General features: G+C 64.0%; 16 protein-coding genes. 7 read left to right on the top strand and 9 right to left on the bottom strand.

Annotation, left to right across the window (positions count from 1 at the left end):
- Positions 1-80 precede the first annotated feature (80 nt).
- From V1289_RS44820 to pcsA, 3 genes are all read right to left on the bottom strand, one after another.
- Complete coding sequence (locus V1289_RS44820) at positions 81-1055, bottom strand: quinone oxidoreductase family protein (RefSeq protein ID WP_309176761.1); 975 nt, start codon at positions 1053-1055, stop codon at positions 81-83.
- A gap of 171 nt (positions 1056-1226) precedes the next feature.
- Positions 1227-1955: a TerC family protein gene (locus V1289_RS44815; RefSeq protein ID WP_334405944.1), complete on the bottom strand. Its 729-nt coding sequence runs from the start codon at positions 1953-1955 to the stop codon at positions 1227-1229.
- Positions 1952-2686 (bottom strand): phosphatidylcholine synthase, encoded by a 735-nt coding sequence (gene pcsA, locus V1289_RS44810; protein WP_334405943.1) that lies wholly within the window; start codon positions 2684-2686, stop codon positions 1952-1954. The genes V1289_RS44815 and pcsA overlap by 4 nt, the downstream gene beginning before the upstream one ends.
- A gap of 132 nt (positions 2687-2818) precedes the next feature.
- Here pcsA and V1289_RS44805 point away from each other — a divergent pair, with 132 nt between their 5' ends.
- Positions 2819-4009 (top strand): UbiH/UbiF family hydroxylase, encoded by a 1191-nt coding sequence (locus V1289_RS44805; RefSeq protein WP_334405942.1) that lies wholly within the window; start codon positions 2819-2821, stop codon positions 4007-4009.
- A 14-nt stretch (positions 4010-4023) separates the two neighbouring features.
- Here V1289_RS44805 and V1289_RS44800 read toward each other — a convergent pair whose 3' ends face one another.
- The gene (locus V1289_RS44800) at positions 4024-4977 is read right to left on the bottom strand and encodes an AEC family transporter (RefSeq protein ID WP_334405941.1); all 954 of its coding nucleotides are present in this window, start codon (positions 4975-4977) and stop codon (positions 4024-4026) included.
- A 123-nt stretch (positions 4978-5100) separates the two neighbouring features.
- On the opposite strand from V1289_RS44800, the gene hspQ reads away from it, so the two are divergent.
- Positions 5101-5433, top strand: a complete 333-nt coding sequence (hspQ, locus tag V1289_RS44795; RefSeq protein WP_309176756.1) for a heat shock protein HspQ — start codon at positions 5101-5103, stop codon at positions 5431-5433.
- Positions 5434-5534: 101 nt separating this feature from the next.
- Here the strand turns inward: hspQ and V1289_RS44790 are convergent, their stop codons facing one another.
- Complete coding sequence (locus V1289_RS44790; protein WP_334405940.1) at positions 5535-6362, bottom strand: invasion associated locus B family protein; 828 nt, start codon at positions 6360-6362, stop codon at positions 5535-5537.
- A gap of 258 nt (positions 6363-6620) precedes the next feature.
- Between V1289_RS44790 and V1289_RS44785 the strand changes: the two genes are divergently transcribed.
- From V1289_RS44785 to V1289_RS44770, 4 genes are all read left to right on the top strand, one after another.
- The gene (locus V1289_RS44785) at positions 6621-8453 is read left to right on the top strand and encodes an extracellular solute-binding protein (RefSeq protein ID WP_334405939.1); all 1833 of its coding nucleotides are present in this window, start codon (positions 6621-6623) and stop codon (positions 8451-8453) included.
- An 18-nt stretch (positions 8454-8471) separates the two neighbouring features.
- The gene (locus V1289_RS44780) at positions 8472-9974 is read left to right on the top strand and encodes a class I adenylate-forming enzyme family protein (RefSeq protein WP_334405938.1); all 1503 of its coding nucleotides are present in this window, start codon (positions 8472-8474) and stop codon (positions 9972-9974) included.
- 88 nt (positions 9975-10062) lie between these two features.
- Positions 10063-11283, top strand: a complete 1221-nt coding sequence (locus V1289_RS44775) for a GGDEF domain-containing protein (protein WP_334405937.1) — start codon at positions 10063-10065, stop codon at positions 11281-11283.
- A 76-nt stretch (positions 11284-11359) separates the two neighbouring features.
- Positions 11360-11755 (top strand): PRC-barrel domain-containing protein, encoded by a 396-nt coding sequence (locus tag V1289_RS44770; protein WP_334405936.1) that lies wholly within the window; start codon positions 11360-11362, stop codon positions 11753-11755.
- 161 nt (positions 11756-11916) lie between these two features.
- On the opposite strand, the gene mfd is transcribed toward V1289_RS44770, so the two are convergent.
- Both mfd and V1289_RS44760 read right to left on the bottom strand, forming a co-directional pair.
- Positions 11917-15435: a transcription-repair coupling factor gene (gene mfd / locus V1289_RS44765; RefSeq protein ID WP_334405935.1), complete on the bottom strand. Its 3519-nt coding sequence runs from the start codon at positions 15433-15435 to the stop codon at positions 11917-11919.
- Positions 15432-15722 (bottom strand): FAD assembly factor SdhE, encoded by a 291-nt coding sequence (locus tag V1289_RS44760; RefSeq protein ID WP_334405934.1) that lies wholly within the window; start codon positions 15720-15722, stop codon positions 15432-15434. The genes mfd and V1289_RS44760 overlap by 4 nt, the downstream gene beginning before the upstream one ends.
- Before the next feature lie 255 nt (positions 15723-15977).
- On the opposite strand from V1289_RS44760, the gene recG reads away from it, so the two are divergent.
- Positions 15978-18086, top strand: coding sequence for an ATP-dependent DNA helicase RecG (recG, locus tag V1289_RS44755; protein ID WP_334405933.1), 2109 nt, complete (start codon positions 15978-15980; stop codon positions 18084-18086).
- A gap of 146 nt (positions 18087-18232) precedes the next feature.
- Here recG and V1289_RS44750 read toward each other — a convergent pair whose 3' ends face one another.
- The gene (locus V1289_RS44750; protein WP_309176746.1) at positions 18233-19006 is read right to left on the bottom strand and encodes a DUF502 domain-containing protein; all 774 of its coding nucleotides are present in this window, start codon (positions 19004-19006) and stop codon (positions 18233-18235) included.
- Between the two features lie 99 nt (positions 19007-19105).
- Positions 19106-20932 carry a glutamine--fructose-6-phosphate transaminase (isomerizing) gene (gene glmS / locus V1289_RS44745; RefSeq protein ID WP_334405932.1) on the bottom strand — a complete coding sequence of 609 codons (1827 nt, stop codon included), beginning with the start codon at positions 20930-20932 and terminating at the stop codon, positions 19106-19108.
- Positions 20933-21117 lie beyond the last annotated feature (185 nt).

Below are 21117 nucleotides of genomic sequence, written 5' to 3'. Positions count from 1 at the left end.
GATGGTGCGTAAGCACCAGACCCGGAATCTCGAGATTCCGGGTTCGATGCTGCGCATCGCCCCGGAATGACGCTGGGGAATTACGGCCGCAGAATCGCCGCGCCCGTCGTCGCCCTGCTCTCGAGCTCGATATGCGCCTTCGCAGCATCCTTCAGTGCGTAGGCGTGGTTGATCGGCACGTGCAGCTTGCCGTTGATGACGGCGGCAAACAGCGTGTCGGCGCCTTCGAGCAGTTCGTGGCGGGTGCCGACGTAATCGTTGAGCTTTGGCCGGGTCGCAAACAGCGAACCGTGATTGTTGAGCTCGGCGAGCGCGAACGGCGGCACCGGGCCGGAGGCGTTGCCAAAACTCACGAACAGGCCGCGCGGCCGCAGGCACGACAGCGAGCCCGGAAACGTGGTCTTGCCGACGCCGTCATAGACGACGTCGCAGAGTTCGTTGCGGCTGATCTGCTTCACCCGCGCGACAAAGTCTTCCTCATTGTAGAGGATCACGTGGTCGCAGCCATTGGCGAGCGCGAGATCGGCTTTTGCCTTGGTGCCGACGGTGCCGATGACATGCGCGCCGAGTGCTTTGGCCCATTGACTGGCGAGCAACCCGATGCCGCCGGCGGCGGCGTGGATCAGCACGCGATGTCCGGGCTCGACCTTGAAGGTCTTGTGCAGGAGATACCAGACCGTCAGCCCCTTGAGCATCAGCACTGCGCCCTGCTCGTAGGTGATGTGGTCCGGCAGCTTGACCAGCTTGTCCGCGGGGATGACGCGTTCGCTCGCATAGCCGCCAAGATTGAAATAATAGGCGACGCGATCGCCGGGATGAAAATTGGTGACGCCGGGCCCAACCGCGACAACCTCGCCCGCGGCCTCGTTGCCGGCGATGAACGGCAAGCCCGGCGCCTTGTAGAGGCCGGTGCGGAAATACACATCGATGAAGTTGAGACCGACGGCGTGCTGGCGGATGCGAACCTCGCCGGGTCCAGGTGCGGCCACGTCAACGTCCTCATAAACCAGGGCTTCCGGGCCCCCCACCTTGTGCACGCGCACGGCCTTGGTCATGACAGGTTTCTCCCTTGGTATTCCCGCGAATCCGAACCGAAAGCCATCGCCGCCGCGTTGTCAACTGAGTGGCTGAAACCGGCTAAAGCATGATCCGGAAAAGTGGGAACCGGTTTTTCCGAACAGATCATGCTCGAACAAGGAGAAAGATCGCGATCCGATTCAATCGGATCATGATCTGACGGCCCTTTTGCGGTTGCGCCTGGCGAGCACATTGAACAGCTCCACCGCGGCCGAAAACGCAATGGCAAAATAGATGTAGCCGCGCGGGATGTGGAATTTGAATCCGTCCGCCACCAGCGCGACGCCGATCAGCACCAGGAATGCCAGCGCCAGCATTTTGGTGGTCGGATGATCCGCCACAAATCGCGCGACCGGTCCCGATGAGACGTACATGATGACGCAGGCAATCACGACGGCCGCGATCATGATTTCGAGCTGCTGCGACATGCCGATCGCGGTGATGATCGAATCCAGCGAGAACACCATGTCGATGACGATGATCTGGACGATCACCCAAAAGAATGCGCTGGCTCTCGGCGCTGCATCGGACTCCAGCTCTTGCGCTTCGACCTCGGCATGAATTTCGTGGGTCGCCTTCGCGATCAGGAACAGGCCGCCGCCGATCAGGATGATGTCGCGCCATGACAGCACAATGCTTTTCACAGTGATGACCGGCTCGGTCAGCCCGATCAGCCATACCAGCAGGGTGAGCAGGATGATGCGGAATACCAGCGCCAGAAAGAGACCGATCTGGCGCGCCCGCTTGGCCTGCGCCGGCGGAATGCGCGAGACGATCACCGACAGGAAGATGACGTTGTCGATCCCGAGCACGATTTCGAGCGCCGTCAGGGTCAGCAGCGCCGCCCAGGCTTCCGCGCTGGTGAATAATTCCATCATGCCCGCAACGATTTTATTTGCCGGATGACCGCATCGCTGCCGACCATATAGGCGGCGATGGCGCAGAGCCCGGCGACGATGGGGGCGCCGACATCGAAATCGCGGGCCAGCGTGTAGATCGCAAGCACGGCCCAGGCGGCCAGCAACAACAAGGTCAGCCAGCGCAGGCGCACCACGCGGATCGGATGCAGCACGTGAACCGGCACGAATGTCAGCACGATCAGAATGGCGATGGCGAGGCTGGAAATCGACGGCCGGAACTGCAGCAAAAACAGATAAAATGCCACCGCGTTCCACAGCGCCGGAAATCCGCGAAAATGATTGTCGGCGGCCTTCATGCGGCGATCGGCGAAATAGAGCGCGCTCGATACCACAATGCCGATGCCCAATAGCGGCGCCGCCAGCGGCAGCAGCAGCCCGCTCGCGGTGATCGCGTAGGCGGGGACGAAAACGTAGGTGACGAAGTCGACGACGAGGTCGAGCACATCCCCTGACCAGTCCGGCTGCAGCCGCTTGACATCCAGCTTCCGCGCGATCGGGCCGTCGATCGCGTCGATCACCAGCGCCACGCCGAGCCAGCCGAACATGCTGGCCCAGTGTTCGCGCACGGCTTCCAGCATCGCGAGCAGCGCAACGCCAGCTCCCATCGCCGTGAAGATGTGCACGGAGAAAGCCGCCGCGCGCATTCCGTGCGACGCTGGGGATGAAACTGGCTGGCTGGTCTGGTCCATGCCCGGGCAGTGCTATCAGGAATCGGTCCGATTAGCATATCCGCGCTTGCGACTTTCCGCCGCGTAAACCGGTGAAAATAATCCGCCGGTTAATGGCTTGAAAATGGCGCCGGGAACGTCAATTGTCCCGATATGACCGATGCACCGCAAGTTTATGACACAGCCGTGATTGGCGGCGGGCCGGCCGGACTGACCGCCGCCATTGCGCTGGCGGAGACCGGGGCGAAAACCGCCCTGCTCGCCCGCCGCGCGCCCTATGCCGACAATCGCACCACCGCACTACTCGGCGCCTCCACCGACCTGCTCGAACGCCTGGACGTCTGGCGGCGCTGCAAGGATCAAGCCGCGGCGTTGCAGACCATGCGCCTCGTCGACGACACCGGCCGGCTGATCCGTGCACCGGAGGTGCGGTTTTCCTCCGATGAAATCGGCCTCGATCAGTTCGGCTTCAACATCGACAACCGCTCGCTGATGGCAGCACTGGAACAGCGCGCGGCCGAGCTTTCCGGCCTGACGCGGTTTGACGATGAGGCGGAAACCATCCATCCGGAACACGCCGATGTTTCGATCCGGACCGGCCGGGGAGAATCGCTCGCCGCGCGGCTTGTGATCGGTGCGGACGGGCGGCAGTCGCTGTCCCGCGAGGCCGCCGGTATCGCGGTCAAGCGCCGCGACCTCCATCAGTCGGCGCTGACCTTCAATATCGGTCATACCCACCCGCACAAGAACATATCGACCGAGTTTCACACGCCGCACGGACCGTGCGTGTTCGTGCCGCTGCCCGGCAATCGCAGCAGCGTGGTTTGGGTTTCGGCGCCGAAGCAAGCCGAACGGCTGATGGCGCTCGGCGACGACGAATTATCTGACGCCGCCGAGAAGCAATCGCATTCGATTCTCGGCCGGGTTCAGGTCGAGCCCGGTCGAAATGTCTTTCCGCTTGCGATCGAGAGCCCCCGGCAATTCGCAAAAGATCGGGTCGCGCTGGTCGGCGAATCCGCCCATGTGCTGCCGCCGATCGGCGCGCAGGGCCTGAACATGGGACTGCGCGACGCCGCCGACATCGCCGATATCGTGGGCCAGGCGATGTCTATCGGGGAGGATCCCGGTTCGCCGCAGGTGCTGGCGCGCTACCAGTCCGCGCGTCGGACCGATGTGTTGAGCCGGACGTTTACGATCGATATTGCCAACCGCTCCTTGCTCAGCGATTTCCTTCCCATACAATCGCTGCGCGCCGCAGGCCTGCACCTGATCGGCTCGATCGGCCCGCTGCGGCGGCTTGCCATGCGCGAGGGGCTTGCGCCCTCATGGCGGCGCGTCAGCTAGATCTTCGGCGGTTCTCAAGGAAACATCAGCCGTCCGCTCTGAATGAACCACATCACGCTGGTCAGTGTGACGACGGACGCAAACGTCCCGATCAGCACGGCCACCGACGCCGGCTCGACCCAGGTCTCGTTCTGCCGGGCGATCACGAACACGTTCAGCGCCGGCGGCAATGAGGCCATCAGGACAGCGGTCGCCGCCCAAGGTTGCGGGAACGGACCGAGCAGCAGCATCAGTCCGAACACAACGAGCGGATGGAGCAGCAGCTTGATCGCGATCACGCCGGGCACTTCCCAGGGCACGCGATTGAACGGGCGCAACGCCACCGTGACGCCGAGCACGAACAGCGCCGTCGGCGCCGCGGCGTTTTGCAGAAACAACAGCGTTTTGTCGATCGCAACCGGAAATTGAAGGTGCAGCGCCGCAGCCAGCGCGCCGGCGCAGGCCGACATGATCAGCGGATTGAGCGCAATCTGCCGCGCGACGACGCCGAATGCGTGCAACAGCGAAGGATGCTCGCGGTTGGTCAACTCGATCAGCAGCGGCACGATCGAAAACAGGAAGATGCTGTCGCAGCAGAAAATCAGCGCGGTCGGCGCCGCCGCCTTGGCACCGAGCACGGCCAGCGCCAGGCCCGGGCCCATATAGCCGATATTGCCGTAGGCGCCCGAAAGCCCCGCGATGGTGGCCTTGCGCAGTGATAGTTCTCCAACGACCCGGCCGAGGACCATGGCCAGCACAAAGGCGCTCATGGTTCCGAGCGTGGTCGCGATCAGGAATGGCGGGTTGTTGAGTTCCGCGAACGGGGTCTTCGACATGATGCCGAACAGGAGCGCCGGCAGCGAAACATAGAGCAGGAAGAAGTTCATCCAGGCGAGGCCCGATTCAGGCAGCCCTTTGGCCTTCCCGCAGGCAAAACCGATGAAGATCAAGCCGAAATAGGGCAGCGCCAGATTGAGAATGTCAGCCATGCGGAAATCGTCTTTTCTTCAGCGTTTTCTTGGCTGTGGCGCCAGATGCGATGGCCAGAGCGGAGGGTTAAATCGACCTTTTGCCCCTAGCATCGGCCACAATCATGGTCTATTTGACGAGGCATGATTAGAGCGCGCACCGCCAAATTTCAGATCGGTCAGATCGTTCGCCACCGGGTGTTTTCGTTCCGGGGCGTGATTTTCGACATCGATCCGGAATTCAACAATACCGAGGAATGGTGGTTGTCGATCCCCGAGGATGTCCGGCCGCACAAGGATCAGCCGTTCTATCATCTGCTCGCAGAGAATTCGGAATCGGAATACGTCGCCTACGTCTCCGAACAGAATCTGCTGCCCGACGATTCCGGCGAGCCGATCCGGCATTCCCAGGTCGCCGAGATTTTTGTGAAGGATAAATCGGGCGGCTACCGGCCACGCAATCCGTCATTGAACTGATTTGGCTCCATCCGGGCGACACTTTCCCTGAACGAAAAGAAAAAGGCGCCCGGTCCAGGCGCCTTTTGTTTGTCGACAAGCCTTACGCTTACTTCGCGCGTTTACTTCGCGGCCGGATTGGCCGGAGCGCCGGCCGCAGGCTGGGCAGCCTCGAGCTTCTTGCGCTGTTCTTCCGCCCGCTTCTGCAACTCTTCCTGCAGCTTCTTCTGGGTTTCCTCGAACACCTTCGGGTCGGTCGGCGGGCCATCATAGGCCTTGGCGAACTCGGCCAGCGGCAGCGGCAGCGTCAGCGGCGCGCCGTTGGAGTTGATGGCCTGAACCACGAGATTCTGGCCCTTCTTCATGTTGGCCAGCAATTCCGGGGTCACTTCGTAGTCCGACATGCAGCCGTTGGCGAAGCAGATCACATAGGGGCTCTGCGCCGGCGGATTGTTGTCGACGATCACGCGGGTACCATGAACGAGTTGCATGCCGAGCGGCAGCGTCACGCGCAGGATCTTCTTCGGCTCGCCTTCCGGCTCGATGATGACGGCGGCGATGACCGGCTGGCCGGACTCGATCCGGCCATCCTTGCCCGTGAAGCAGACCTGCTTGGCGCCGGCGTCCTGGCCCTTGAGGCAGAACTTGGTCCAAGGCGCGTAGATCAACTGAACCTGCTGATCCTGGGGCTGCTGGCCGGCTGCGGGGGGCGCGCCAGCAGCTGCCGGCGGCGGAGCAGCCTGGGCAGCCGGTGCGGGCGCCTGGGCCGGAGCGGCTTTGGGTGCAGCTTTGGGAGCTGCCTTGGCCTTCGGCGCCGCCGCGGGGGCAGGAGCCGGGGCTTGGGCCTGCGCCGCTTCGCTGAGCAAAGTTGCGGACATTGCAGTCGCCGCCAACAAGGCGAAAACTCGCCCATGCGGCCGAATCGGCGCGGCCAAGATACGGAAATTCATTGCGGAAAACCCTTTCTGAACGGGAGCGCCCGAAACCGCTGCAGGCGCCGACACCTAGCCGTTTGGGCGGCTGTCTCCAAGTCAATTGAGGCGGATACGTGACAGGCGCTGCCGCCTTGGTCAATTGCACGCCTTCAATACAGCGGCGCGCGAAAAGATCAATGCCGACAAGCATCTTTGAGCCAGCGTTACGGCGGATGCCGAGGCCCATGGTAAAGCTTGGTTGTGTGCAATTTCGAATCAAATCCGCGCGTGCCGATGTCCGCCTTTGGACGAATCCGCCTTCGAGCCATCGCCTGCGTCGCGGTCGCGCTCGGCCTGTCGCCGGTGCCGGGCGCCCGCGAGGCCCAGGCCACCGAAAGCTATGCGATCGCCATGCATGGCGCCCCGGCGGTTCCGGCCGATTTCACCCATATGCCCTATGCCAATCCGGACGCGCCGAAGGGCGGCCGGCTGGTCTGGGGCGCCCTCGGCACCTTTGACAGCCTCAACCCGCTTATTGTCCGGGGCCTCGCGGTGCAGCAGATCCGGGGGTTCGTCGTCGAAAGCCTGATGACGCGCGGCAATGACGAGGCTTTCACCCTCTACGGATTGTTGGCGAAAAGCGTCGAGACCGACGACGCTAGAAGCTACGTCACGTTTCATCTCGACCCCCGCGCTCGCTTCTCGGATGGCAAGCCGGTCGCCGCCGAGGACGTGCTGTTCTCCTGGGCCTTGCTGCGCGACAAGGGCCGCCCCAACCATCGCCAGTATTATTCCAAGGTCGCAAAGGCCGAGACGCCTGATCCGCTCACGGTGCGCTTTGATCTCACGGGTGCCAATGACCGCGAACTGCCGCTGATCCTCGCTTTGATGCCTGTGCTGCCAAAACATGCGGTAAATCCCGCCACCTTTGAGGAAACCACGATGACCGGACCGGTCGGCTCCGGTCCCTATCGCGTCACAGCGGTGAAACCGGGCGCGAGCGTCACGCTGACGCGCAATTCCGACTATTGGGCGCGCGACCTGCCGGTGAACCGGGGCCTGTATAATTTCGACGAGATCAGGCTCGACTTCTACCGCGAGGCCAACGGCGAGTTCGAGGCGTTCAAGCGCGGCCTCTACGACTTCCGCGTCGAGGGCGAGCCGCTGCGCTGGCACGACGGCTATGATTTTCCCGCCGCGCGCAGCGGCGAGGTGATCCGCGATGTCATCAAGACCGGGATGCCGCAGCCGTCGGAATTCCTGGTATTCAACACCCGCCGGCCGGTGTTTGCCGACATCCGCGTGCGCCAAGCGCTAACGCTGCTGTTCGATTTCGAATGGATCAACCGCAACTACTTCTTCGGCCTCTATGCCCGCAGCGCCGGCTTCTTCGCAGGCTCTGAACTGTCGGCCTATGGTCGCCCCGCTGACGAGCGTGAGCGCGAGTTCCTCAAACAGGCTAGCGCGCATATCCCGCCCGATATTCTCGACGGCAGCTATCACCTGCCGGTAAGTGACGGCTCGGGCCGTGATCGCACGACGCTCCGCAAAGCGCTCGCCCTGCTGTCGGAGGCCGGCTACGACCTCAACGGCACGGTGCTGCGCCAGCGCGCGACCAAGGCGCCCCTCACCTTTGAAATCCTCGTGACGACGCGCGATCAGGAACGGATTGCGCTGGCCTATCAGCGCGACCTCAAGCGCGCCGGCATCGAGGTCAGCGTGCGCGCGGTCGACCCCGTCCAGTTCGATCAGCGCCGGCTCGGCTACGAGTTCGACATGCTCCAGAACCGCTGGGACCAGTCGCTGTCGCCCGGCAACGAGCAGTCGTTCTATTGGGGCAGCCAGGCCGCTGATATCCCGGGCACCCGGAATTACATGGGCGCCAAGGACCCCGCGATCGACGCCCTGATCGCGGCCCTGTTGGAAGCGCACGAGCGGCCGGCCTTCGTTGCGACGGTACGGGCGCTGGACCGGGCCCTGATGTCGGGCTTCTACGCTATCCCGCTGTTTAACGTGCAAGAGCAATGGCTCGCGCGCTGGAATCGGATAGAACGGCCTGCAACCACGGCGTTGACGGGCTACCTGCCGGAAACGTGGTGGCAGAAGCCGGACCCGCAGCCGCAATGATGCAACCGAGTTGACGCCGTGACCCAGCCCACCGCTTCGCCAACGCTCGACGGATTGTTCAAACGCGTTTTGGCGCGGCAGCCGGACGCGATCGCACTGATCGACCCGCCGAACAAGCCCCGCATCACCGGCCAGAGCCCGAAGCGCCTCACCTTTGCGCAGGCCGATCGCGCGATCTCGGCGCTGGCGGCGCATTTCATCGAATCCGGATTGCCGGCCAATTCCGTGATCGCGGTTCAACTGCCGAACACGATCGAATTCGCGCTCACGGTGCTGGCCGCGTACCGCGCCGGGTTGGTGGTCGCCGTGCTACCGCTGCTCTGGCGGCAGGCGGAATTGACCATGGCGCTCAACCGCACCGCGGCGCGGGCGATCGTGACCACCAGCAAGGTCGACGGCATCGTGTATGCCGACCTCGCGATGAACGCCGCCGCCGAAGCGTTTTCGATCCGCCATGTCTGCGGCTTCGGCACCGATTTGCCCGACGGCATGGCTTCGCTCGACAATGCCATCCTGAGAGAATCCCCTGCGACGCGCGCGGTGATCCAGGACGGCCGCAAGGCGGCGCTGATCTCCTTCGACGTCATCGCCGACGGTTTCCGCCCCGTGCCGCGCGCCCATCTCAGCCTGATCGCCGGCGGACTGGCGCTCTCGCTTGAAAGCGACGTGCCGCAGGGTGCAACCGTGCTGTCGGCGTTTTCGCCGATGTCGTTTGCCGGCCTCGCCTGCTCGCTCGTGGTCTGGCTGTTGTCGGGCGGCACGCTGGTGCTGCACCATCCGTTCGACGAGGAGGTGCTGGAGCGGCAGATCAACGAACATCGCTGCGATACGCTGATTGCGCCGGCGCAGCTGGCGCTGCGGCTGGATGAACTCGACCTCACCCAACGCCTGCCGCGCTTGCGCAATGTCATCGGCCTGTGGCGCACGCCGGAACAGGTCGCCTCCAGCGCATGCTGGGCTGCGCAACAGGTGACGCTGACCGACGTCTATCTGTTCGGCGAAGCCGGATTGTTCAGCGCGCGCCGGATCGCCGAAGATGGCGCGCCGGCCCTGATCAAGCCGGGACCGCACGGCGCGCCGCGCGAATTGCCGGGGTCGTCGATCGCCGGAGAAATCCTGCTGACGCCGCGCGGCACATTGGGATTGCGCGGGCCGATGGTTCCCGTCGCCGCCTATGCGCCGCCGCCACCAAGCGACTCCCTGATTGCGCCGCCGCCGCGCGATTTCGTCGATACCGACTATGCCGCAAGGCTCGATCGCGCGACCGGCGCGATCAACATCACCGCGCCGCCTTCCGGCATCATGGCGGTCGGCGGCTACCGGTTTCTGGCGCAGGACCTGCAGGAATGGGCGAGACGGCTGGGCCAGGGCGCGCTGCTGACGGCATTGCCAGATCGACTGAGCGGCCACCGGCTGGCCGGGCGCGCACAGGACAATGCCCGCGCCCGCGAAGCCCTGTCAGGACTTGGACTTAACCCATTGATGGTGGAAGCGTTTCGCGATCGGACGCCCTCGACCTGAAAGCCTGACCCGATAGTGGCGTTGACGCCGCATTAAGCCCGGCAAACTAGGATCGCAGGCTCCGTCCTGCGTTAATCCGAGTTGTCAGATGTCCCAACAAGGCCCGATCCTCGTCGTCTCGGCTGCAGCAAGGCCCTCGTTTGCGTCCGCGCTCGATGACGCAAAACTGTTTCCGATCGTGGAGGCCGAATGGGCGGATGCAGCCCGGGCGGTCGAACAGGTGCAGCCGGCGGCAATCCTCACCGCGACATCCGCAATCGATGAACCGAGGTTCGCCGCGCTGGCGAAGCAGATCGCGGCGCGGCAACCCTATCTGCCGTTGATCGCGGTCGATCCGCTGATCGGGTTGCCCGAGAACGCCATTCCGTTTTTCCAGGTGCAAGGCAATTTCGATCGCCTGGTCGCGCGCCTGAATGCTGCGCTGCGAATCCGTTCGCTGCATGCCACCGTGATGCGCCGGCAAGCCGTGCGGATCGCCCTGTCGGATATCGATACGGTTAGCGAGGCCACGGTGCTGCTGGTCGGCCGCGGCGCCGCCTACCCCGCGCTTTCGGTATCGCTCGGCGAGCGAACCGGCGTGGTCGGGGCGCTCAGCATCGAGGCCGCGGCAAGACATCTGAACACCCGCGACATCGACGGCATCGTCGTCGGCGAAGGCTTTAGCGCGCGCGTGATCGATGCGTTCCTCACGGTGCTGACCGAGGACTCCCGCTTCCGCAACCTGCCGGTCGTGGTGGCGTCGAACGATCTCGCGCCGGCCTACGATCTGCCCAACCTCGAGATGATCTCCGGCGAGCCTGAGCGGATCGCCGATATCGCATTGCCGATGATCCGCCAGCACGCTTTCGAAGCCCATCTGAGCCGGACGCTGCGGGCGATCGACGCCGAGGGCTTGATCGACGCGCGGACCGGCCTGCTGACTCCAGCGGCATTCGATCGCGACTTCGCAACGGCGGTCTATCAAACCCAGGAACGCGGCGGCTGCTTGTCGGTGGCGCGCTTCGCGTTCGATCCGGCGCACCCGCGTGCCCAGTTCGACGGCGCGCGGATCATCGGCCGCCTGATGCGGCAGATGGATTTCGGCGCGGTTTTCGAAGATGGATCTGTCATCGTCGCCTTCGCCGAGACCGAGGTAAGGAACGCCCATGCGATTGCGCGACGCCTCTCCAGCGTGATGCGCCACACCAGCCACGGCAAACGCGACGCGCGTGCGGAGCCCGTCGTCAGCGTCGCGACGCTGCTACCGAACGATTCGGCGAAGTCGCTGCTGGCACGGCTCGACGAGGAAGCGCGTCGCGTGGCGTCGTAATTGTTCCAAAATTAAATTGAGGAACGTTCGTTCCGTCCTCGCATTGTAGATCGGCAATTCTGCACTGGAGGACATTATGAAAAAAATCGCACTTATCACCGCTTCCCTCGCCATGCTCGCTGCGCCGGCTTTCGCCGAGGACGCCAAGACCACCGGCACCGCGCCCGCTGAAGCGAAATTCTCGACGGTACAGAAGGACGAGATGTTTTCTTCGAAACTGAAGGGCCTCAACGTCTATAACCAGAAAGATGAATCGGTCGGGGAGATCACCGATCTCGCGATCAAGAACCACCAGGTCGACGCGCTGATCCTGTCGGTCGGCGGCTTCCTCGGCATGGGTGAGCGCTATGTCGCGGTGTCGCCGTCGTCGGTCAACGTCCGCTACGACGCCAAGAACGACAAATGGCTGGCGTCGATGAACACGACGAAGGAGGCGCTGAAGGCCGCGCCGGAGTTCAAATATCCGAAGTAAAGCGCGACGCTTTGGTTGAGTAACAGCAGCCGTCGGCAGCCATGCCGGCGGCTGTTTGCGTTAGTTTCCGTCATTGCGAGCGAAGCGAAGCAATCCATCCTACCGCGAAAAGAAAGAATGGATTGCTTCGCTTCGCTCGCAATGACGCTGATAGGTCCGAACTACGCCGCCTTCTTGCTTTCCGCGAGATTGGCCAACTGCCGCAAAATCTCCGTCGTGCCCAGCAGCCGCTCTTCCGGCGTCTTCCATTCCTGGAAGAACACCACCTTCATGTCCGGCCGCACCTTTGCGGCCTGGCCGTGCTGGCGGATGAAGAACACCAGGCGATCCGGCTGCGCGAATTTGTTGTCGCGGAAGGTGACGACCGCGCCCTTCGGCCCGGCATCGACCTTCTCGACATTGGCCCTGCGGCAATAGGCCTTGATCGCGGCGACCTTGAACAGATAACGGACCTCGTCCGGCAATACGCCAAAGCGGTCGCGCATTTCGGCGGCGAAATTCTCGATCTCCTCGTCGGTGTCGAGATCGGCAAGGCGCCGATACAGCGACAGCCGCACCGCGAGATCGTTGACGTATTCCTCGGGGATCAGCACCGGCATGCCAATGGTGATCTGCGGCGACCAGCGGTCGGCGGCCGGCTCCACCACGCCGGCCTTGAGGTTGAGGATCGCCTCCTCCAGCATCGATTGATAGAGCTCGAAGCCGACTTCCTTGATGTGGCCCGACTGCTCCTCGCCGAGCAGATTGCCGGCGCCGCGGATATCGAGGTCGTGGGAGGCCAGCTGGAAGCCGGCGCCCAGCGTCTCCAGCGACTGCAGCACTTTTAGCCGCCGCTCGGCCTGGGCGGTGATCTTCAGCTGCGCCGGCAGCGTAAACAGCGCATAGGCGCGCAGCTTCGAGCGACCCACCCGCCCGCGCAGCTGGTAAAGCTGCGCCAGCCCGAACATGTCGGCGCGGTGCACGATCAGCGTATTCGCAGTCGGGATATCGAGGCCGGACTCGATGATCGTGGTCGAGAGCAGGATGTCGTATTTGCCGTCATAGAACGCCGACATGATGTCTTCGATCACGGTCGGCGGCATCTGGCCATGCGCGACCGCGACCTTCATCTCCGGCACGTTCTTGTCGAGGAAATCCTTTACGCCGGCGAGATCCTCGATCCGTGGCACCACGTAAAACGCCTGTCCGCCGCGATAGCGCTCGCGCAGCAACGCCTCGCGTATCATCAAAGGATCGTGCGGCGCCACGAAGGTACGGACCGCAAGGCGGTCGACTGGTGGGGAAGCGATGATCGAGAGATCGCGCACGCCGGTGAGCGCCAGCTGCAATGTGCGCGGGATCGGCGTGGCGCTCAGCGTCAGCACGTGGACCTGCGCGCGCAACTGCTTCAGCCGTTCCTTGTGGCTGACGCCAAAATGCTGCTCCTCGTCGACGATCAACAGACCGAGATCCCTGAACTTGATCGCCTTGCCGAGCAGCGCATGGGTGCCGACCACGATATCGACATTGCCCTCGGTGAGGCCTTTCTTGACCTGCGTCAACTCCTTCGCCGCGACCAGGCGCGAGGCCTGCGCGACATTGACCGGGAAACCACGAAAACGTTCCGTGAAGGTCTTGCTGTGCTGGCGCGCCAGCAGCGTGGTCGGCACCACCACGGCGACCTGCTTGCCGTCGAGCGCGACCGCAAATGCCGCGCGCAGCGCCACTTCGGTCTTGCCGAACCCGACGTCGCCGCAGATCAGCCGGTCCATCGGCCGGCCGCTTTCGAGGTCCTTTAAGGCGGAGGTGATGGCGCCAAGTTGGTCCTCGGTCTCCTCATAGGGGAAACGCGCGCAGAACTCGTCATAGACATGCGGCTGCACCGGCATTTTCGGCGCTTCATGCAGATGACGCTCGGCGGCGATCTTGATCAGTTCGCCGGCGATCTCGCGGATCCGGTTCTTCAGCTTGGCCTTGCGCGCCTGCCAGCCGCTGCCGCCTAGCCTGTCCAGTTCGACATTGGCGTGGTCGGAGCCGTAGCGCGACAGCAGTTCGATGTTCTCGACCGGCAGGAACAATTTTGTCTCGGCGGCATAATGCAGCTCGAGGCAGTCGTGCGGCGCGCCGGAGACTTCCAGCGTCTGCAGGCCGATGAAGCGGCCGATACCGTGCTCGACGTGAACCACGAGATCGCCGGCGGCAAGGCTCGTGACTTCCGAGATGAAGTTATCGAGCTTGCGGCTCGCCTTGCGCGGCCGCACCAGGCGGTCGCCAAGAATGTCCTGCTCGCTGATAACGGCAACGTCGTCGGTCTCGAAGCCGGATTCCATGCCGACTACCGCCAGCATCGCCTCGTTGCGCGGCGTCGCCTGCACCGTGCGCCAGGTGTTGACGCTGGTGAGGTTGTTGAGCTTGTGATCCCGCAGCATGCTGCCCATGCGGTCGCGTGAGCCCTCGCTCCACAGCGCGATCACGACCTTCTTGCGCTGCGCCTGCAACGCCCCGACATGGGCGACGACGGATTCGAACACGTTGATTGTGCTGTCGGCCCGCTCCGGCGTGAAATTACGTCCCTGCCGCGCGCCGGCGTCGAACACGTCGGCGGTGCCGTCCGGCACCGCGAACGGCGTCAGCCGCGCCAGTGCGGATTCGCCGAGCCGTTCCGTCCATTCGTCTTCGGTCAGATAGAGCCGGTCGGGCGGCAACGGCTTGTAGATCGCGCCGCCGCCGGGGTGCTCCAGCGCCTCGCGCCGGGCCTCGTAGTAATCCGTGATCTGCTTGAAGCGCTCGCGCGCGGCGTCCTCGCTCTGCGGCTCGATCGCGACGACCGCGCCGTCGAGATAATCGAACAGCGTGTCCATGCGCTCCTGGAACAGTGGCAGCCAATGTTCCATGCCGGGATGGCGGCGGCCTTCGCTAACGGCTTCGTACAGCAAATCGTCGCGCACCGGCGCGCCGAAGGCTGCGACATAGCCCATGCGGAAGCGGCGGATGGTCTCGGTGACCAATTGGAATTCCGAGATCGGCACCAGGTCGAGCGCGCGCATGTCGAGCAATGTGCGCTGGGTCTCGGCGTCAAAGGTGCGGATCGATTCCAGCGAGTCGCCGAAGAAGTCGAACCGCACGGGCTGATCGAGCCCGGCAGGAAACAAATCGAGGATGCCGCCGCGCACCGCATATTCGCCGGGCTCGCGCACCGTGGAAGAGCGGTTGTAGCCATTGTGCTCCAGCCAGGCGACGATGGAATCCATCGGCACGACATGGCCGGGCGCGACCGACAGCGCCTGTGCCGCCACGGTTTCGCGCGCGGGTACGCGCTGCACGATGGCGTTGACCGTGGTCAGCACGATCAGCGGCTTGTCGCTGCCGGCAAGGCGCGACAGCCGCGCCAGCGTGGTCAGGCGCTGCGCCAGGATGCCACCATGCGGCGACACCCGGTCGTAGGGCTGGCAGTCCCAGGCGGGGAACTGCATCACCGGCAAATCGGGGGCGAAGAATTCCAGCGCCCGCGCCAATTGCTGCATGCGCGGGCCGTCGCGGCAGACCACGGCCAGACTGACCGCCGGTGGCTTCGGCCTGGCGGCGACCGCGCGCGCGAGGTCCGAGACGACGAGGCCTTCGGCGCCCTCGGCGACATTGGCGAAGGTCAGCGCGCGGCCGGGGGCCAGCAACGCGGCGGGCGATTTAACCGGAGACTTCATGCGTCGTGGTCCACGGCGCGGAACGCCTTGATGCGGTCGAACAATGCGTTGGCATGTTGGGGATCGAGCGGCTTGTCGCCCGTCAGCGCGGCATAGAGATCGGGATCGGGAACCTCGATCAGGTCCTCGAGCTCGGCCAATTCGCGGTCGGACAGGCCTGCGATCTCCGCATCGGCAAACCGCCCGAGGATCAGGTCCATCTCGCGGGTGCCGCGATGCCAGCAGCGAAACAACAGCCGCTTGCGGCGGTCGTCAAGGCCGCCGCTCGATCGTGTCGATCCCGTCATTTTCTCTAATCCATCCGAACGCCAAAAGCCCGGACGTGCCGGGCGGGGTTGATATAGCGATGGAGATGGCCGATGTCAGCCCTTCATATTCGCTGATTAGCCAACCGGTTCGTCATGGCCGGGCGTAGCCGTCCGAAGGACGGCGTCGCTTCCGCTCGCCTATGCCCGGCCATCCACGTCCTGGCCACAAAAAAAGACGTGGATGCCCGGCACAAGGCCGGGCATGACGGTGAGGAACGCGCTTAGGTACCCTTGATGCGCCCTGCTCTGCTCAATCCGCTGTTTGCACCGGTCACGACCCTTCCCGGCGTCGGGCCGAAGCAGGACAAGCTGCTACGTTATCTGCTCGGCCGCGATGAGACGCCGCGGCTGGTCGATTTGCTGCTGCATCTGCCCGCCAGCGTGATCGACCGCCGGGCGCGGCCAAAAATCCGCGACGCGGCTGTGGGAACGATGGTGACGCTGGAGGTCACGGTCGATCGCCATCGGCCGCCCCCGCCGCGCAATGCCCGCGCGCCGCACCTGGTCTATGCCAGCGACGAGACCGGCGATGTGGTGCTGACCTATTTTCGCGCCAAACCCGGTTATGTCGACAAACTGCTGCCGGTCGGCGCCAGGCGCTACGTCTCCGGCACGCTGCAAATGTATGACGGCATCCCGCAGATCGTGCATCCCGACCGGGTCATCGACGAGGAAGGCTTTGCAAAGCTCACGGGCATCGATCCCGTCTATCCCCTGACCGAAGGCTTGGCGCTCGGCTCGCTGCGCCGCGCGATCGCGCAGGCGCTGCAAAAACTGCCGGAGCTGCCGGAGTGGATCAGCCCGGACGTGATCCGCCGCTGCAAGTTTCCGCCGATCAAGGAAGCGCTGAACCGCGTCCATGTGCCGGTTGAACTGACGGACATCCTGCCTGACGGCCCGTTCTGGTCGCGCCTTGCGTTCGATGAATTGCTGGCCGGCCAACTGGCGCTGGCGCTGATCCGCGCGCAGCTGCGGCGTCCGGCCGGCGACCGCCATACCGGCGACGGCCATCTGCGCCGAAAAATCATCGATGCGTTGCCGTATGCGTTGACCGGTTCGCAGCGCGAGGCGGTGGCCGCCATCACCGAGGATCTGCGCCAGCCGGTGCGGATGTTGCGCCTGCTGCAGGGCGATGTCGGATCGGGCAAGACCGTGGTGGCGCTGCTGGCCGCGGCCGCCGTGACCGAGGCCGGCAAACAGGCCGCCCTGATGGCGCCGACGGAAATTTTGGCGCGCCAGCACATCAAGACCATCACGCCGCTGGCCGCGCGCGCGGGATTGCGGGTTGCGATCCTCACCGGGCGTGAGAAAGGCAAGGAGCGGAAGGAGATTTTGGCGCGTCTGGAAGCCGGCGAGATCGATTTACTGGTCGGCACGCACGCTCTGATCCAGGACGACGTGATTTTCAAAGCGCTCGCACTCGCGGTCGTCGACGAGCAGCATCGTTTCGGCGTCCGCGAGCGGCTGGCGCTGACCTCGAAGGGCGAAGCCGTCGATGTGCTGGTGCTGAGCGCAACCCCGATCCCGCGCACCCTGGTGCTGACCTATTTCGGCGACATGGACGTCTCCGAATTGCGCGAGAAGCCGGCGGGCCGGCAAGCGATCGATACCCGCGCGATCCCTGCGAGCCGCATTGACGAGGTGATCGAGGGCGTCGGCCGCGCGCTGAAGGCCGGCAAGCTGGTCTACTGGATCTGTCCGCTGGTGGAAGAATCCGAAGCCGAAGGCACCGAACATCTCACCAACGCCACCGAGCGGTTCGAGTCGCTGCAGAAGCGGTTCGGCGAGCAGGTCGGCCTCGTCCATGGCCAGATGAAGGGCGCCGAGAAGGACCGCGTGATGGCACAGTTCGCCGCGCATGAGATCGGCTTGCTGGTCGCCACCACCGTGGTCGAGGTCGGCGTCGACGTGCCCGCCGCGACCATCATGGTGATCGAGAACGCCGAGCGCTTCGGGCTCGCACAATTGCATCAATTGCGCGGCCGGATCGGCCGCGGCTCGGAGGCCTCGACCTGCCTGCTGCTCTACAAGGAGCCGCTCGGCGAAATGTCCACCGCGCGGCTCAAGGTGATCCGGGAAACCACCGATGGATTTCGGATCGCCGAGGAGGACCTGAAACTGCGCGGCGAAGGCGACGTGCTCGGTATCCGGCAAAGCGGCCTGCCCGGCTACCGCATCGCGCGCTCCGAGGTGCATGGCCAGTACATCACCCAGGCGCGCGACGAGGCGCTGCGTATCCTGAAGGACAATCCGAAGCTGAAGGGCGAGCAAGGCGAAGCGCTACGGTGTCTGCTCTATCTGTACGAGCGCGACGAGGCGATACCGCTGATTGGGGCGGGGTGACTGGTGCCCCTCATGGTGAGGAGCCGCGAAGCGGCGTCTCGAACCATGAGTCCCCCACGCTGCTCATCCTTCGAGACGCGGCGCAAGCGCCGCTCCTCCCGAGTGAGCGCAAGCGCGCTCATCCGGGGATGAGGACCGCGGAAGTCTCACTCCGCCTCCACCTTCGCCGGCTGCAGCGTGGCTGCGTTCGCCACCCGCGCGGCGTTTGCGGTCGCGGCCAGGGCTGCGATCTTCTTCTGCGGATCGGAGCCGGGCTGCACCACGCCCGCCGACATGATCAGGGTCGCGGCGTCTTCGGCGCTCATGTCGATCTCGACGATCTTGCTCTTCGGCACATAGAAGAAGAAGCCCGTGGTCGGGTTCGGCGCACAGGGCAGGAACACCGAGATGTGCTCCTCCTGCCCGGGGAGACTGTTGGCGATCTCGACGCTCGGCGCTTGCGAAATCAAGACGATCGACCACATCCCCGGCGAGGGAAATTCGACCAGCCCGACGCGGCGGAAGCTGGATCCGTTGCCGGAGAACAGCGTTTCGAACACCTGCTTTAGCCCGCGATAGATCGCGCGCACCGCCGGAATGCGGCCGAGCAGCCGTTCGCCGAGATCGACCAGCGTCCGCCCGATCAAATTGGCGGTGAGGAAACCCAATAGCGTCAGCGCGATCACGGCGACGATCAGCCCCGAACCGGGCAACCCGAACGGCAGATAGGTTTCCGGCCGGTAGGCGATCGGCACGAACGGCCGCACCAGGCCGTCGACCCAGGTCACGAACCACCAGGTCAGGTAAAAGGTGATGGCGATCGGCCCGGCGACCACCAGCCCGGTCAGGAAATAGTTGCGGAAACGGGCCATCAGCCCGCGCGGGGCGTCCGGATGTGACTCGCTCGGGGGCACGGTCGGCGGCAATTCTTGGCGATTCATTATGGTTCCAGGTCGGTCGAGACGGCCGGCTAACTCCCAGCTAAGCCATCCTAGCAGGTTTTTGAAGACCTGAGGTGACGGCCGGCGCGCGCTTTGCGACTATTCGACCGTGACCGATTTCGCCAGATTTCGCGGCTGGTCGACGTCGGTGCCCATCACCACGGCGGTATGATAGGCCAGCAATTGTACCGGGATGGCATAGACCATCGGCGTAAAGGTCGCGGCCATGTCGGGCAGCACGATCGTCACCAGGGATTCGATCGAGGCCTCGGCCGCCCCTTTGGCGTCTGTCATCAGGATGATACCGCCGCCACGGGCCGCGACTTCCTGCATGTTGGAGACCGTCTTTTCGAACACCCGGTCGTAGGGCGCGATCACCACCACCGGCATGTTCTCGTCGATCAGCGCGATCGGCCCGTGCTTGAGTTCGCCCGCGGCGTAGCCCTCGGCGTGGATGTAGGAGATTTCCTTCAACTTCAGCGCGCCTTCCAGCGCCAGCGGATAGCTGGTGCCGCGGCCGAGATAGAGCACGTCCTTGCATTTCGCGATCTCGCGCGCCAGTTTTTCGATCTGCGGCTCGGTCGTCAGGGCTTCCGCCATCAGCCGCGGAATTTCAACCAGGCCATGGACGAGCTTGGTTTCGTCCTCGTCCGACAATTCGCCCCTCGCCTTGCCGGCTGCGACCGCAAGCGCGGCCAGCACCATCAACTGGCAGGTGAACGCCTTGGTCGAGGCGACGCCGATTTCGGGGCCCGCCAGTGTCTGCAGCACGGTCTCGCTCTCGCGCGCAATCGTCGAGGTCGCCACGTTCACGACCGAGAGCGTATGGACGCCCTGCGATTTGGCGTAGCGCAACGCCGCCAGCGTGTCGGCGGTTTCGCCGGATTGCGAAATGCAGATCGCGAGATCGCCCTTGCGCAACGGCGCCTCGCGGTAGCGGAATTCCGAGGCGACATCGAGTTCGACCGGCACCCGCGCCAGCCGTTCAAGCCAGTACTTGCCGATGTATCCAGCATAGCTTGCGGTACCGCAGGCGGTGATCGAAATTCGCTGGATATCCTTGAAGTCGAACGGCAGCTTCACCGGCAGCAACACGCGGTCGGTCGCCATATCGACGTACCGGGCAAGGGTATGGCCGACCACTTCCGGTTGCTCGTGGATTTCCTTGGCCATGAAGTGGCGATAGTTTGCCTTGTCGACCAGCGAGGTCGACGCGCTGTGCTTGATCGCGTCGCGGTGAACGATTGCGTTGTCCTTGTCGTAGATCGTGGCGCCCTTGCGCGTCAGCACGACCCAATCGCCGTCCTCGAGATAGCTGATGGTGTCGGTGAACGGCCCGAGCGCAATCGCGTCGGATCCCAGATACATTTCGCCGTCGCCGTAACCAATCGCGAGCGGCGGGCCATTGCGGGCGCCGATCATCAGGTCGTCTTGGCCGGCGAAAATGAAGCCGAGCGCGAACGCGCCGCGAAGTTCCGACAGCGCCGCCTTCACCGCTTCGACCGGATTGATACCCTGGCTGAGATAACTGTCGACGAGATGCAGGACGATCTCGGTATCGGTCTCGGTCTCGAACACCGCACCTTTCTTCTGAAGCGCTTCGCGCAATTCGCGAAAGTTCTCGATGATGCCGTTATGGACCACGGCGACCCGATCGGTGGCGTGCGGATGCGCGTTGTTCTCGGTCGGCCGGCCGTGGGTGGCCCAGCGGGTATGTCCGATGCCGGTGTGGCCCGCGAGCGGTTCGGCCTGCAGCCGCTTTTCCAGGTTCTTGAGCTTGCCCTCGGCGCGGCGGCGTGCGAGGTGATCGCCTTCCAGCGTGGCGACGCCTGCGGAATCGTAGCCGCGATATTCAAGGCGTTTAAGCGAATCCACCAACTGCTCCGCGACCGGACCGCGTCCGAGAATGCCGACAATGCCGCACATGCGGTTTGATATCCCCAAATCGTCGAAAATTTGCCGAACCAGCGCCACGTTCTCTTAACGAGAAACGCGGATGTCGAGATACTCAATAATTATTGCGGATTGAGACAGTGTTAAGTGGAAAGCTTAACAAAGTCCGGCGCTGCTGCCATTTGGCGGTTTGTTGCGCGTTTCGCAAGGCGCAGCCG

It is taken from the genome of Bradyrhizobium sp. AZCC 2289 (genome assembly GCF_036924615.1).
Lineage (GTDB): Bacteria > Pseudomonadota > Alphaproteobacteria > Rhizobiales > Xanthobacteraceae > Bradyrhizobium.
Note: the sequence above shows the minus strand (reverse complement) of the source record. Positions and strands in the feature narration are given on the sequence as shown.